Source organism: Labrenzia sp. 011, from assembly GCF_003075075.1.
Classification (GTDB): Bacteria; Pseudomonadota; Alphaproteobacteria; order Rhizobiales; family Stappiaceae; genus Roseibium.
Genome location: NZ_QCYM01000063.1, coordinates 27363 through 41320, shown reverse-complemented (window position 1 = coordinate 41320; position 13958 = coordinate 27363). Strand labels below are relative to the sequence as shown.

Below are 13958 nucleotides of genomic sequence, written 5' to 3'. Positions count from 1 at the left end.
GGCGTGATCCGCCTGCCTGCCGGTCGCGCTGCCTGACCCTGCACTTTCCCGGAGCCGTATAGCGGCGGGTTTGCGGGACACACAGGATTTCAGAGATTCTTCACGGGCAAAGTTGACTTGAGGCGGCATGGCCCTTATAAGCGCGCTCGACCGGGACATGCATTCGGACCCAAGGCTGTTAAGAGCCGCGCGCTTCAAGCGCTTCGAGTGCTTCCTCCAAAGAATTAAAATGAACAAGGGCCGCGCATTAAGCCGCGCGGGGAAGAACAATGAAGCGTACGTATCAACCGAGCCGTCTTGTCCGCAAGCGCCGCCACGGCTTCCGCGCACGTATGGCGACCAAAAACGGCCGTCTGGTGCTCGCTCGCCGTCGTGCCAAGGGCCGCAACAGCCTAAGCGCCTAACCGGCGTTGAGCCCGCAGCACGCCGGGTTGGCGGCGTCTGCCAACAACCAGCTGCCGCTCATGGACACTTTGAAAAAGCGCTCCGAATTCCTGGCGGTCGCCAAAGGCGGCCGGCTGGGACGGCGCGCTTTTGTCGTTCAGGGGTTGAAGCGCGACACGGACAGTGCCGCGCGCGTGGGCTATACGGTCACCAAGAAGACCGGCAATTCCGTCGTGCGCAGCCGCATAAAACGCCGCCTGAGGGCTGCGGTTGCCGAACTGGATTGCGGCGATATCCCGCAAAATGCGGATTTCGTCCTGATCGGACGGGACAGCGCGCTGACTCTGCCCTTTCAAAAACTCGTCGCAGACCTTAAGTCTGGCCTTGTCAAGGTTCTGGATCCGGCCACGACGCGCGGACGGGGAAAGCCGCGCCGGAGCAACCGGCAGGATCAAACGAACTTGCGCAGGAAACAGGGGTAACTCCAGTTGATTTCTGAAAACCGAAACACGATTCTTGCAATCGTTCTGTCCCTGATCGTACTGCTTGGCTGGCAGTATTTCATTGCCGGGCCGAAACTGGAGCGCCAGCAGGCCGAGCTCCAGGCCCAGCAGGATGCCGCCGCGACCAGCCAGACAGTCACCGACAATCCGAACGCGCCGCAGCCGTCCGCAGCGCCCGGCACGGACGCCGCCGCCCCTGCCCCGGCAGCCGTCGGACAGACAACCTTCGCGAGCCGGGAACAGGCCCTGGCCGCCTCCAAGCGGGTCACGATCGACACGCCGCATCTGGAAGGCTCGGTCAATCTGACCGGCGGCCGTCTCGACGACCTTCGGCTGAAGGAATATCACGAGACCGTCAGCAAGAGCAGCCCGACCATCGTGCTCTTCTCGCCCTCCGGCAGCCCCAATCCCTATTATGCCGACTACGGCTGGGTGGCGGATCCGGGTGCCGATGTGGCCCTTCCCGGCCCCGCTACGGAGTGGACCCTGGAAGGCGAGGCAACGCTTACTCCGGAAGCACCGCTGACGCTCAGCTGGGACAACGGCGCGGGCCTCCTCTTCAAGCGCGTCTATTCCGTCGACGAGAACTACATGTTCACCGTCGAACAGTCGGTCGAGAACACCACCGCCGAGGAGCTCACGCTTTATCCCTACGGCCTCATCGCCCGCCGCAACATCCCCGAAACCAACGGCATCTGGATCCTGCATGAAGGCCTGCTCGGGGTTTTCGGTGACGAAGGCCTGCAAGAGGTCGATTATTCCGACATCGAGGAGGAAGGCACGATCCAGCCTCCCAAGGTGGACCAGGGCTGGCTCGGCATGACCGACAAGTACTGGGCGGCCACACTCATTCCCTTCCCGGGACAGGAATTTCAGCCGGGCTTCAGCCACTCCGCCCAGACCGGCAATTTCCAGGCCGACTATCTCGGCAGCGCCGTTTCTGTCGGGGCGGGCTCAACCGGCGAAACGAGCTCCTATCTCTTCGCCGGCGCCAAGGAAACCAGGCTTCTGGACGCCTATGAAGAATCCCTCGGCATCAAGCGCTTCGAGCTGCTGATCGACTGGGGCTGGTTCTACTTCCTGACCAAGCCGATGTTTTTCGCCATCGACTGGTTCTTCCATCTGACCGGCAACTTCGGTGTCGCGATCCTTCTGGTCACGGTGCTCGTCAAGCTGATCTTCTTCCCCCTCGCCAACAAGTCCTATGTCTCCATGAGCAAGATGAAGCTCGTGCAGCCACAGATGACGGAAATCCGCGAGAAATACGGGGACGACAAGCAGAAGCAGCAACAGGCGCTGATGGAGCTCTACAAGAAGGAGAAGATCAATCCGCTGGCCGGCTGTCTGCCGATCGTGGTCCAGATCCCCGTGTTCTTCTCGCTCTACAAGGTTCTCTACGTCACCATCGAAATGCGGCACGCGCCGTTCTTCGGCTGGATTCAGGATCTGTCGGCGCCCGATCCGACCACCCTCTTCAACCTGTTCGGCCTGATCCCCTGGGACCCGCCGCAGATGCTGATGCTGGGCGTCTGGCCGCTGATCATGGGCATCACCATGTTCGTGCAGATGAAGATGAACCCGGCTCCGCCGGACCCGACCCAGCAGATGATCTTTACCTGGATGCCGGTGATCTTCACCTTCATGCTGGCCTCCTTCCCGGCCGGTCTGGTGATCTACTGGGCGTGGAACAACACGCTGTCGGTCACCCAGCAGTACATCATCATGCGCCGTCAGGGCGTCAAGGTGGAGCTGTGGGACAATCTGTCGGGCATGTTCCGGCGAAAGAAACCCGCTGCCGGCGACAAGAGCTGAGGCAGCCGGAAAAGACCCTGAAGATGCTCTGGCCCCGCTGCAAGGCGGGGCCAGTTTCATGACAGGCCGGATTTCGTGCTTCCGCACCAGGGAAACGCAAGGTGAGCGCCGATCCGGAATCCGGACCCATTGCGCGCCGCAGGCGCGCCTTGACCCGGTGGCCGGGTATATGATTGGATCTGACCTTCAGCGCCGGATGAAGCGGCGTTCTTGACGCGTTTCCTCAGGAGTGCCCGGACCGATGACCCGATAAAGCAAGACCTGTTCCGCAAGGCGAAGCCGCTCACCGGCAGGTCGACCGCGCATTGCGCGCGTTGTTCCTTTTCCTTGTTCTTGCTTATCCGGAGGTCCCATGCACGGCCCCTCTCCCGACACGCTCCATCCGCTCAACGGCGAACCGCACACGGTTTTCCTGAAGAACGTCATCACCCGTCCGAACATCGAGGTCGGCGATTTCACCTATTACCACGACGCGGAAAACGCGACCGCGTTTGAAGAACGCAACGTGCGCTATCATTTCGACTTCGTCGGCGACCGGCTGAAGATCGGCAGATTCTGCGCCCTGGCCCAGGGCACGACCTTCATCATGAACGGCGCGAACCACGCCATGACCGGAGTTTCGACCTATCCCTTCAATATTTTCGCCGACGAATGGCGCGATGGGTTCGATCCGGCCACGATATTGGATCATCTGCGCGGCGATACCATCGTGGAGCACGATGTCTGGTTCGGCAGCAACGCCACGGTGATGCCCGGTGTCACCATCTGTTCCGGCGCGATCATCGGCGCCCACGCCGTGGTCGCCCCGGACGTACCGCCTTACGCGGTTGTCGCCGGCAATCCGGGACGGGTGATGCGGCTGCGCTTCGATGAAGACACCATCGACCGGCTGCTGGCGGTTGCCTGGTGGGACTGGCCACCTGAAAAGATCACCCGGCACCTGGGCGCCATACGCGGCGCGGATATCGACGCGCTGGAAGCAGCAAGCCTGACCGGTGTTTGCGATCTCGACGCGGACGGCAAGGCAAGGTAGAAGGCGTTCATGAGTGAAGATCAAACCTATACCCCGGAAGACCTGGAAGCGGGCCGGCTGCTGTTTGCCCGCCCCTGGGAGTTCCTGACCAGCGTCACCGACATGGCCAATCTGCCGGAAGCGGCGGACACCGAGATCGCCTTCGCGGGCCGCTCGAATGTGGGCAAGTCCAGCCTGATCAATGCGCTGACCGGCCGCAAGGGCCTGGCGCGGACCTCCTCGACGCCCGGCCGCACGCAGATGCTGAACTTCTTCGTCGCGCCGGAGACACCGCTGACCATCGTCGACATGCCCGGCTACGGCTATGCGCAGGCGCCGAAGGAGCTGGTGGATGCCTGGACCCGGCTGGTGTTTTCCTACCTGCGCGGCCGCCCGAACCTGCGCCGTGTCATCCTGCTGATCGACAGCCGCCACGGGATCAAGCCCAACGACCTGGAGACGATGGCACTGCTCGACAAGGCGGCCGTCGTCTATCAGGTGGTGCTGACCAAGGCCGACAAGATCAAGCCGCCCCAGCTGGAACGCCTGATCACGGACACAAGGGCGCTGCTCGCCAAACGGATTGCCGCCCATCCGGACATCATCGCCACCTCCTCGGAGAAGAACCGGGGGGTCGACGAACTCCGCGCCGAGCTCTGCCTGCTGGCCAACCAGTGACACGCGCTCCCACCGCCGATTGTGAAGACCCGTCAAACCGGCTATAGCAGGGGTCTTTCGCCAGACGTCCCTCAGCCACGCAGAGTATTCCGAAGTCCATGATCACGCCTGAAATGACCAGCCGCGCCCATATCATCGCCCAGGCCCTGCCCTACATGCAGCGCTATGACAACAAGACCGTCGTGGTGAAATACGGCGGCCATGCCATGGGCGACCAGGAACTTGGCCAGGCCTTCGCCCGGGACATCACGCTGCTGCGCCAGTCCGGCGTCAATCCGGTGGTGGTGCACGGCGGCGGACCGCAGATCGGCAAGATGCTGCAGCGGCTGAACATCGTCAGCGAATTCAAGGGCGGCCTCCGGGTCACCGACAAGGCCACCGTCGAAGTTGTGGAGATGGTGCTGGCCGGGTCGATCAACAAGGAAATCGTGCAGCTGATCAACGCCGAGGGTGGCCGTGCGGTCGGGCTGTGCGGCAAGGACGGCAATCTGGTTACCGCGCGCAAGCTGCAGCGCCGGGTCGTCGATCCGGACAGCAATATCGAAAGCGTAGTCGATCTCGGTTTCGTCGGCGAACCGGAAACCGTCGATCCGACCGTCCTCAAGCTGGTCCTGAAGGAAGACATCATCCCGGTGGTGGCGCCCGTCGCACCCGGGAGCGACGGCGAAACCTACAATATCAACGCCGACACCTGCGCCGGGGCGATCGCCGGCGCGCTCAATGCAACGCGCCTGCTGTTCCTGACCGACGTGCCGGGCGTCCTCGACAAGGACGGCAATCTCATCAAGCAGCTCACCGTCGCCAAGGCCCGCGAGCTGATGGCCGACGGCACGATTTCCGGCGGCATGATTCCCAAGGTCGAGACCTGCATCGAGGCCCTGGACAAGGGCGTGGAAGGGGTCGTCATCCTCAACGGCAAGGTGTCTCACGCGGTTCTTCTGGAACTGTTCACCGATGGCGGTGCGGGAACCCTTATCCGGCCGTGACAGGAAAACGCCCCCTGCCCCACGAGGGCCCGCAAGCGCACCGCATGGACCTGAGGGTCTTCAAGGGCATCGAAGCCTGGGTCTTCGACCTGGACAACACGCTCTATCCTCATGACGCGAACCTGTTTTCCCAGATCGACGAACAGATTTCGCGCTATGTGGAGAAGATGCTGGACCTGCCCCGCGAGGAGGCCAGAGCCCATCAGAAGGCGCTCTATCACGAATTCGGCACCACCCTCAGCGGGCTGATGAAGCGGCACGAGGTCGATCCGGACGAGTATCTGCGCTTCGTGCACGACATCGACTATTCCAGCCTGGCGCCAAATCCGGATCTGGGTGCGGCCATCGAGGCGCTGCCGGGCCGGAAATTCATCTTCACCAACGGCGACCGGCCGCATGCGGAGCGCACCGCGGCAGCCCTCGGCATCTCGGAGCATTTCGAGGACATTTTCGGCATCGTCGAGGCGGATCTGATTCCCAAGCCCAACCGGGAAACCTATGACCGGTTCCTGGCCAGAACCGGCATCTCCTCGGCGCGCTCGGCCATGTTCGAGGATCTGGCGAAGAACCTTACCGTCCCGCACCAGCTCGGCATGTGCACCACCCTGATCGTTCCGCAGGGGTCGCGGGAGATCATCTCGGAAACCTGGGACCTGGAAGGCGATCCCTATCCGCATGTGGATTTCGTCACCGACGATCTGACCGGCTTCCTGAAGGCGGTTCTCGGGTCCCTGGACTGATCGCGGACGGGAGAACGACCTGTTTCCCTCCAGTCTCCTCCGCCGGCTCAAGGAGCCACCCCCTTCCGGCTCGCGCACCGAACGGATCATCCACCGGCTGCTGCCCCGGACAGCCCGCGTCCTGGGGACCGGCCGGTTCGGCACTGCCGTCACCGAGTTTCTCGCCTTCGGCCTCAAGCAGGCCTATGCCTGCATTTTCGGCGGCACCCTGCTGGCGGCGATCCTGCTGACTCGCTTCGTCTATCCCGACGATGCCGTGCTGACCCGCTACGACTTCCTGTTCCTGTTCGCCGTGGCCGTCCAGCTGTGCATGCTGGCCACCCGCCTGGAGAGCATCAACGAAGCGAAAATCATCCTGATCTTCCACGTGGTCGGCACCGCCATGGAGATCTTCAAGACCGCGGCCGGCTCCTGGGTCTATCCGGAGGAGAGCTTCTTCCGGATCGGCAACGTCCCGCTGTTCACCGGCTTCATGTATGCTTCCGTGGGCAGCTATCTTGCCCGGGTCTCGCGGATCTTCCATTTCGCCTACAGCCGCTATCCTCCCCTGTGGACGACCTATCTGTTCTCGCTGGCGATCTACGTGAACTTCTTCGCGCATCACTTCGTCATCGACATCCGGATCGGCCTGTTCGCGCTGCTGTTCCTGCTCTACGGAAGAACCTGGGTGTATTATTCGGTCTACCGGTACCGTCACAGGATGCCGCTCGTGCTCGGCTTCTTCCTCGTGGCGCTGTTCATCTGGATCGCGGAAAACATCGGAACCTTCGCCCGCGCCTGGCACTATCCCGATCAGGCCGAGGAATGGTCCCTCGTCTCGCTGTCGAAGCTGAACGCCTGGGTCCTGCTGATGATCATCTCCTTCGTGCTGGTCACACTGGTCAACAGACCCGGGAAGGAACCGGGCACCGGCGGGAAAGACCGGGCGTCCCCGGGGGAATGATCAGGTAGCCCGGCGCGTCCGGCTCGACAGGTCCGGCGCGATCCATTATTGAATCGAATTCAACAATCCGGAACTCGCCCATGGCGTCCCTGCGCGCACTTCATGCCTTTTCCCTGCTGGCCCGCCACGGCCGGGCGGCGCTGGCGGCCGAAAAACTGGGCGTCTCGCCCTCGGCCCTGTCCCACCTGATGCGCAAGCTGGAGAGCGAGCTGGGCGCGACGCTGGTCAACCGGGACGGGCGGGGCCTGAGCCTGACGGAGGAAGGCCAGCGGCTGGCCCTGAGCATGGGCGATGCCTTCGACCGGATCGAGGAGGCCGTCGACAGTTTCAAGCGGCGCGGACGGACGGAATTGCGCATCAGCACGGTGTCGACCTTCGCCACCCGCTGGCTGATCCCGCGCCTGCCGCAGTTCCAGGCCCTCCAGCCGGACGTGGAACTGCTTCTGTCGGCCTCGACGCGGATGATCGACCTCGACCGGGAAAACTATGATTGCGCCATCCGCCTGGGCACCGGCAACTGGCCGGGCGTGGAAAGCCGGCTTCTGTGGCAGGAGCATCTGGCCGTTGCCGTCGCCCCCGGTCTCCTGAGCGGCAAGGACCCTGCGGATCCGTCCATCCTGAAGGAATTCCGCCTGCTTCACAGCGCCTCTCGGCGCAACGACTGGACCGTCTGGCTGGAGAAAGCCGGACTGGACCACGGCGACACGAAAGCCGGCATGGTTCTGCAGAGCCGCGACCTGGCCATCCAGGCTGCCATCGCCGGCATGGGCGCCATCGTCATCGACCGGCGCTTCGTCTCCCAGGAACTCGACGCCGGTCATCTGGTCATGCCGGAATGGCCCCGGGTCGAACTGGACACCGGCTACTGGTTCGTCCGCTCGCCGGCCCGCACGCTCACCCGCCCCGTCACTGCCTTCCGGGACTGGCTGTTGACGGCGGTGTGAATGCCCTCAAGAACCGAGGAGGAGTTGAAACGTGATTACAGGACAATGCGAATGCGGCCAGGTGGCCTTCGAGGTGGATGCCGTCCGGGACACGGTGACGGTGTGTCATTGCAGCCAGTGCCGGCGCACCAGCGGCCACCTGTGGGCCAGCACCGTGGCACCCGCCGACACGCTACGCTTCACCTGCGACGAGGGGCTTTCGTGGTACCGGTCCTCCGATTTCGCGGAACGGGGGTTCTGCAAGGTCTGCGGCTCCAGCCTGTTCTACCGGATGGATGGCGACGACACCCTGGCTATCGCCGCCGGCTGCCTGGACACGGCTGACGAGCTGACCACCGGCAAGCATATCTTCGTCAAGGACAAGGCCGGCTATTACGAGATCGGTGACAACGCACCTCAGTTCAGCAAGCTCTGAGCTGCGCGGGCGATTTGATGCGCATCAATGAATGTAGGTCCGTCAGATGCTCTGATCACGATACGAACGAACGGCCCCTTTCCGCCCGGCTCCGAGTCTGACGCACAGGAGGGCTCAGCCGTTCCAGCAAAACAGCGACAGCCACCGGGAGAGACGAAACTGCCATGACCTCAACGCAAGAGACTTACCAGATCCGCGAGGCGGTCGGCTATTTCGACAATGCGGAAACACTGCAGGCAGCCATCGACGAGCTGCTGGCCTCCGGATTCAACCGTGCCGAACTCAGTCTGCTGGCGGGCGAACAGGCGGTGGACGAAAAGCTCGGTCACGCCTACAGGAAAGTCACAGAACTGGAGGACGACCCCAAGGCCCCGCGCAGTTCCTATGTCTCCACGGAGACCCTCGGGGACGCGGAAGGCGCGCTGATCGGCGTCCCGCTTTACGTGGCAGCCAGCGCGGCGGCCGGCGTGATCCTTGCCTCCGGCGGAACCATGGCCGCCGCCATCATCGGCGCAGCGCTCGCCGGTGGCGCGGGCGGCCTCATCGGCGGCATTCTGGCCAAGCTTGTCGGTGACCGTTCCGCGCAGCGTCTGCAGGAACAGCTTGAGCGCGGCGGCCTGCTCCTGTGGGTGCGCACCTGGAACCCTGACCACGAACAACGCGCCACGGACATCCTCAAGAAGCACTCGGGACACGATGTGCATCTGCACAGCATTTCTGAGGTGAAGTGAGAATCAGCCCTGCGCGGTCGTTCACGGTGATTTAAGCGAATGACCGCGCAGGGGTCGGAAGAGGCCGCGCGGCCTTCCGTGGTCGTCGTATCCGATCTCCCACGACGGATGGCCACCGGCCGCGACCATCTCGCTGTCGCCAGTCATGCCCCCCGACGCACCGGCAGGCCCAAAACCGGGACGCTCCACCGGTGCACCTGGTTGTCGGAGCCGAAGGTGGAGCCCCGCCATATGCGGCCGAAGTCAGCAGAACCGCCGCAAAAGGACCGGCATTGTTATGTCCGGTCAGGCAACAGGGGTGTCTGACGCTCGAAAATCTCGGCTACGATGGCGCGTGCGAGGTCGGCATCCACCGGTTGCCCGTTCAGGAGCCGATACCAGAAGGCACCGTGAACGAAGGCCGAGAGCAACTCCGGATCGCGATCTTTCGCAAGTTCGCCCTGTTCCTGGGCTTCCCGCAGAATATCCGTCACCATCAGCTCGCGCGGGTATGCGAAGCGCTCATACCAGGCCGCGCGAAAGGTTTCATCCCCCTGCGCGGCAGCAATCAGGGCACGCATGGTCGCCCCGTCCTCCGCCAGGTGGGTGAAGACCTGAACGAGAAACGTCTCGAGCCGGGTCCGGGAGCTTGCGCCGTCATCCTCCGGCGGTTCGGCGGCATAGCGTCCCGTCTCCTCGAACACCGCATCAAGAATGAGATCGGCCTTCGTGTTCCAGCGATTGTAGAGCGTCTGGCGCGCGACGCCCGCCGCGCTCGCGATGTCGGCGATGGAGACATTGGAATACCCCTTCTCGCGCACCAGCCGCAGTGCGGCGGCCTTCAGCGCAGTCCCCGCGCGTTCGTTCGGCGGTCGTCCCACCGGCTTTGCCTTGCAATCCATGCATACCTCCCATGCGCATTCAAGCAATCCCGTCTTATTGATTTATAGACTCTGGTCTACTAATTATTTCGAGACCCTAGTCCAATAAATCAAAACCAGCCGGATGGCCAGATCCATCCCACAGGAACCTGCTGATGCACCCCACAACGCCGTCCCCCAGACATGCCGCCGCGATCACTGCCGTGCTCGGCCTGCTGTCTCTCTTTCCTCCACTTGCAACCGATATGTATCTGGCTGCGATGGGGGATCTCGCCGAGGCGATGAATGCCACCCATTCGGCGGCAGAACTGTCGCTGTCCCTCTTCTTCCTGGGGCTTTGCGCCGGGCAGCTTCTGATGGGGCCGCTCATCGAGAGCTACGGCCGCAAGACCCCGCTTCTGATCGGCACCGGAATTTTCCTGCTGACTTCAATCGTGCTGCCGCTTGTCGACAACATCGCCCTTTTCAACAGCCTGCGTTTTCTGCAAGCCATCGGCGCCTGCGCCGGCATGGTGGTGGGCCGGGCCGTGGTGAGCGATCTTTACGAAGGTCAGCGCGCCGCCAAGGTGATGACCGTGCTTGTCATGCTTCTGACCATCGGACCGATCATCTCGCCGACACTGGGCAGCCTGCTGCTTGTCAACTTCGGCTGGCGCTCAATCTTCCTTGTCATGGCTGCGGTGAGCGCAGTTGCGATCATCCTGTCCCAACTGGTGATCCCCGAAACGCTGCCCCCGGAAAAACGCGCCGGCGCCGCATTCAGCACCGGGCTCAAGACCGCGGGCAGACTGCTTGGCCGAGCGCAATTCGTCAGGTCCGCGGTGATCGCCGGACTGGTGCAGGGGGGCATGTTTGCCTTCATTACCGGCTCTTCGGGTGTGTTTCAGGGCGCCTTCGGCCTCGACGCGCTGGCATATGGTCTGGTCTTTGCGGTGACCGCAATTGCTCTTGTGATCTTTGCCCAAGCCAACCATCTGCTGCTCAACCGGTTCTCCTCCACGCAGATCCTGCGACGCGGCTTGCCTGTCTTTGTGCTGGCGGGTCTGTGTCTGGTCCTGGTCGCGCATACACGGACGATCTGGGTGTTCATGCTGCCCCTCTGGTTGGCAATTGGAATGGTCGGACTCCTGTCCGCAAATGCCATGTCACTGGCCATGGCACAGGCGCGCGAAGGCGCGGGCATGGGCTCGGCACTCCTCGGGGCCATCCAGTTCGGCATTGCCTTCACCGTCTCCACCTGCGTGGCGCTCGGCGGGTCAGCGACACCGCTGCCAATGGCGCTCGGGATCCTGCTCCCCGGTGCACTTGCGATGTTCCTGTCCCTCACCGAACAGGCCGGTGAGCGAGGCGAGGAATCCTATTCGGGAACCTAGGCCACAAGATCGACTGCGGATGCGGTTGCCGTCAGGCCGGCCGCATCCGCCTGCAATGCGGTCCCGGACAATCCCTGGGCTGGAACACGCCTACCCTCACCCCAGCAGAACTATCCCGATTACCGCGAGCACGATCAGTGCACAGCCGAGAATTTCCGACTTCGCGATCACTTCCTTGAAGAACAGCCAGGAGGCCAGGAAGGTGAAGACCAGTTCGATCTGGGCGAGGGCGCGCACGTAGGCGACATTCTGCAGGGTCATGGCGGTGAACCAGCCGACCGATCCGGCAACGCCCGCCAGACCGACCCAGACGGCACTGCGCCAGGCACTCAGGCTGGCGCGCAGCTGGTCCGGTTCGCGCAACGCCATCCAGGCAGCCATGACGAACGTCTGCAAGGAGGTCGCATAGACCAGCGCGAAGGCGGCCTGCATGGCGACCGTCGTGCCGTCGAGAGACAGGGAGGCGGTGCGATAGGCCACCGCCGACGCGCCGAAGAGGGCGGCGGACGACAGGCCGATGAGAGCGGGCCGACCGATCAGTGACGAACGCACGGCGCTGCGGGTCATCGGCACGCGGGCAAGCGTGATGACGATGACGCCGGTTATGCCGATGAGAATGCAGACCGCCGCGGTCAGCGAAACCTGTTCGCCGAGCACCACGAAGCCGAAAAGGGCCGCCTGGATCGGCTCCGTCTTGGAATAGGCCGTGCCGACCGCGAAATTGCGGAAGGAGAACAGATGGATCAGCAGGAAGGTCGCCAGGATCTGCGCCAGCCCGCCGAGGGCCCCGGCCAACAGCATCGTGACAGTGGGATCCGGCAGGGGATGTCCCAGGCCGAAATGCAGGAAGGCCACATAGAGCGCGGCGAAGGGGACCCCGTAGCCGAAGCGGATGAAGGTCGCACCCGTGGTTCCCAGCCGTCCCTTGAGGTGTTTCTGCAAAGCCGTGCGCAGGTTCTGGCAGAAGGCTGCGGCAATCGTGATGGGGATCCAGAGTTCCAAGGGAGCGGCTTTCCGAAGCAGGTTGATCTGCCGTGATCATACCCCTTCCCGCGAAGCTGAATATCCCGGGAAAGGGAAACCTACCGGTTAGATTTGCTCAAGTTTCCGAGGACCGCGAATGCCCTCCCGGCTCCCGCCCCTGCCTCCGGCAGGTCTTCCTTCTCGCCGCCTGGATCAGGTCCGGGGCGGCAAAAGACGGCAGATGCGGGCGGGAACAGCAGATGGCATTTTCCCCGAGGATTGTCATTACGGGGAGCAAACCGCCGAATGGGACGCCCGGACGGCCTCTAGCGCTTGACAGTGCGCGGCACGGCGGCTTAGGTCCGCGCTTAATTCGACACCGCCGGAGACCTATTTGCTGATGACCCACGATCTCGCCGCCCTGTCCAAAATCATCGACGCCGCCTTCGAGGACCGCGAGTCCATCGGCACCTCCACGACCGGAGACATCCGTGATGCGGTGGACACCGCCATGTCCCTTCTGGATCACGGCAAGCTGCGCGTTGCGGAAAAGAAGGACGGGGACTGGGTGGTCAACCAGTGGGCCAAGAAGGCCGTGCTGCTGTCTTTCCGCCTCAACCCGATGGAGGTCATCAAGGGCGGCCCGGGCGATGCGGTCTGGTGGGACAAGGTCCCGTCCAAGTTCGACAGCTGGCGCGGCGTCGATTTCGAGGAAGCCGGCTTCCGCGCCGTGCCGAACTGCACCGTGCGCCGCTCGGCCTTCATCGGCAAGGGCGTGGTGCTGATGCCGTCCTTCGTCAATCTCGGCGCCTATGTGGACGAAGGCACGATGGTCGACACCTGGGCGACGGTCGGTTCCTGTGCCCAGATCGGCAAGAACGTGCATCTGTCCGGCGGCGTCGGCATCGGCGGCGTTCTGGAGCCGCTGCAGGCCGGACCGGTCATCATCGAGGACAACTGCTTCATCGGCGCCCGCTCGGAGGTCGTCGAAGGCTGTATCGTGCGCGAAGGCGCGGTGCTGGGCATGGGCGTGTTCATCGGCCAGTCGACCCGCATCGTCAACCGCATGACCGGCGAAATCACCTACGGCGAAATCCCGCCCTACTCCGTGGTCGTGGCCGGCTCCATGCCGACCGCCACCAAGATGGGCAACGGCGAACCGGCCCCTAACCTCTACTGCGCCGTCATCGTGAAGATCGTCGACGAGAAGACCCGCTCCAAGACCGGCATCAACGAACTGCTGCGGGACTGATCGCAGCCGGGACGGCTCACGACACCAGGCCGCCCGCACCCTCAATCGTCACCCCCCGGCGCGCTGCGCCGGGGGGTGACCGTGTGACTTGAGCCCCGGAGACACCCAACAGACTCTCTGCAAACGAGTGGACCCCGGCTCGGCGTTGCGCTTGGCCGGGGAGGCATGCGGGGATGCGCATGCAAGCTTTATCCGCAAACTCCGGATGGAGACGCCTTCCTGCGAAAGTGCCGGCGGATACGTTCCTGCCCGATATCGCGCCGTTACCCCTGTGACTCCCCGGACGTAGCGAAGCGGAGAAGCGGCGTGCGGTCCCTGTGTGCGGTCCGGGACGCCGTGTCTTGCGCGGCCGCCGGACAGGG

Annotated in this window: 15 protein-coding genes; 13 read left to right on the top strand and 2 right to left on the bottom strand. The window is 63.4% G+C overall.

What is annotated here, in order from left to right:
- Positions 1-269 precede the first annotated feature (269 nt).
- From rpmH to DCO57_RS22360, 11 genes are all read left to right on the top strand, one after another.
- Positions 270-404 (top strand): 50S ribosomal protein L34, encoded by a 135-nt coding sequence (rpmH, locus tag DCO57_RS22410; protein ID WP_103221052.1) that lies wholly within the window; start codon positions 270-272, stop codon positions 402-404.
- Positions 405-464: 60 nt separating this feature from the next.
- Positions 465-866, top strand: coding sequence for a ribonuclease P protein component (gene rnpA / locus DCO57_RS22405; RefSeq protein WP_116701199.1), 402 nt, complete (start codon positions 465-467; stop codon positions 864-866).
- Between the two features lie 6 nt (positions 867-872).
- Complete coding sequence (gene yidC / locus DCO57_RS22400) at positions 873-2699, top strand: membrane protein insertase YidC (RefSeq protein ID WP_244288002.1); 1827 nt, start codon at positions 873-875, stop codon at positions 2697-2699.
- Positions 2700-3051: 352 nt separating this feature from the next.
- A complete protein-coding gene (locus tag DCO57_RS22395) occupies positions 3052-3732 on the top strand; it encodes a CatB-related O-acetyltransferase (protein ID WP_116701133.1) in 681 nt (226 codons plus the stop codon).
- Between the two features lie 9 nt (positions 3733-3741).
- Positions 3742-4389 (top strand): ribosome biogenesis GTP-binding protein YihA/YsxC, encoded by a 648-nt coding sequence (yihA, locus tag DCO57_RS22390; RefSeq protein ID WP_116701132.1) that lies wholly within the window; start codon positions 3742-3744, stop codon positions 4387-4389.
- A 98-nt stretch (positions 4390-4487) separates the two neighbouring features.
- The gene (argB, locus tag DCO57_RS22385; protein ID WP_205756262.1) at positions 4488-5375 is read left to right on the top strand and encodes an acetylglutamate kinase; all 888 of its coding nucleotides are present in this window, start codon (positions 4488-4490) and stop codon (positions 5373-5375) included.
- Positions 5372-6115, top strand: coding sequence for a pyrimidine 5'-nucleotidase (locus DCO57_RS22380; protein ID WP_244288001.1), 744 nt, complete (start codon positions 5372-5374; stop codon positions 6113-6115). Before argB ends, DCO57_RS22380 begins: the two co-directional genes overlap by 4 nt.
- Before the next feature lie 97 nt (positions 6116-6212).
- Entirely contained in the window at positions 6213-7058 is an 846-nt protein-coding gene (locus tag DCO57_RS22375) for a DUF817 domain-containing protein (protein WP_244288003.1), read from the top strand.
- Between the two features lie 80 nt (positions 7059-7138).
- Positions 7139-8002 (top strand): LysR substrate-binding domain-containing protein, encoded by an 864-nt coding sequence (locus DCO57_RS22370; protein ID WP_116701129.1) that lies wholly within the window; start codon positions 7139-7141, stop codon positions 8000-8002.
- A gap of 31 nt (positions 8003-8033) precedes the next feature.
- The gene (locus DCO57_RS22365) at positions 8034-8417 is read left to right on the top strand and encodes a GFA family protein (RefSeq protein ID WP_116701128.1); all 384 of its coding nucleotides are present in this window, start codon (positions 8034-8036) and stop codon (positions 8415-8417) included.
- Positions 8418-8581: 164 nt separating this feature from the next.
- Positions 8582-9148: a hypothetical protein gene (locus DCO57_RS22360; RefSeq protein ID WP_116701127.1), complete on the top strand. Its 567-nt coding sequence runs from the start codon at positions 8582-8584 to the stop codon at positions 9146-9148.
- A gap of 275 nt (positions 9149-9423) precedes the next feature.
- On the opposite strand, the gene DCO57_RS22355 is transcribed toward DCO57_RS22360, so the two are convergent.
- On the bottom strand, positions 9424-10029 hold the full coding sequence (locus DCO57_RS22355) for a TetR/AcrR family transcriptional regulator (RefSeq protein ID WP_116701126.1): 606 nt from the start codon (positions 10027-10029) through the stop codon (positions 9424-9426).
- Positions 10030-10163: 134 nt separating this feature from the next.
- On the opposite strand from DCO57_RS22355, the gene DCO57_RS22350 reads away from it, so the two are divergent.
- Positions 10164-11381 carry a multidrug effflux MFS transporter gene (locus DCO57_RS22350; RefSeq protein WP_116701125.1) on the top strand — a complete coding sequence of 406 codons (1218 nt, stop codon included), beginning with the start codon at positions 10164-10166 and terminating at the stop codon, positions 11379-11381.
- 96 nt (positions 11382-11477) lie between these two features.
- Here DCO57_RS22350 and DCO57_RS22345 read toward each other — a convergent pair whose 3' ends face one another.
- Positions 11478-12383: a DMT family transporter gene (locus DCO57_RS22345; protein ID WP_116701124.1), complete on the bottom strand. Its 906-nt coding sequence runs from the start codon at positions 12381-12383 to the stop codon at positions 11478-11480.
- A 358-nt stretch (positions 12384-12741) separates the two neighbouring features.
- On the opposite strand from DCO57_RS22345, the gene dapD reads away from it, so the two are divergent.
- On the top strand, positions 12742-13596 hold the full coding sequence (gene dapD / locus DCO57_RS22340; protein ID WP_116701196.1) for a 2,3,4,5-tetrahydropyridine-2,6-dicarboxylate N-succinyltransferase: 855 nt from the start codon (positions 12742-12744) through the stop codon (positions 13594-13596).
- Positions 13597-13958: the final 362 nt, after the last annotated feature.

What these genes read in the sequence shown, in the direction of transcription:
- DCO57_RS22370 (WP_116701129.1), top strand. Translation starts at nt 7,139, where the DNA reads ATGGCGTCCCTGCGCGCACTTCATGCCTTTTCCCTGCTGGCCCGCCAC.
- rpmH (WP_103221052.1), top strand. Translation starts at nt 270, where the DNA reads ATGAAGCGTACGTATCAACCGAGCCGTCTTGTCCGCAAGCGCCGCCAC.
- rnpA (WP_116701199.1), top strand. Translation starts at nt 465, where the DNA reads ATGGACACTTTGAAAAAGCGCTCCGAATTCCTGGCGGTCGCCAAAGGC.
- DCO57_RS22395 (WP_116701133.1), top strand. Translation starts at nt 3,052, where the DNA reads ATGCACGGCCCCTCTCCCGACACGCTCCATCCGCTCAACGGCGAACCG.
- DCO57_RS22355 (WP_116701126.1), bottom strand. Translation starts at nt 10,029, where the DNA reads ATGGATTGCAAGGCAAAGCCGGTGGGACGACCGCCGAACGAACGCGCG.
- yihA (WP_116701132.1), top strand. Translation starts at nt 3,742, where the DNA reads ATGAGTGAAGATCAAACCTATACCCCGGAAGACCTGGAAGCGGGCCGG.
- argB (WP_205756262.1), top strand. Translation starts at nt 4,488, where the DNA reads ATGATCACGCCTGAAATGACCAGCCGCGCCCATATCATCGCCCAGGCC.
- DCO57_RS22360 (WP_116701127.1), top strand. Translation starts at nt 8,582, where the DNA reads ATGACCTCAACGCAAGAGACTTACCAGATCCGCGAGGCGGTCGGCTAT.
- DCO57_RS22350 (WP_116701125.1), top strand. Translation starts at nt 10,164, where the DNA reads ATGCACCCCACAACGCCGTCCCCCAGACATGCCGCCGCGATCACTGCC.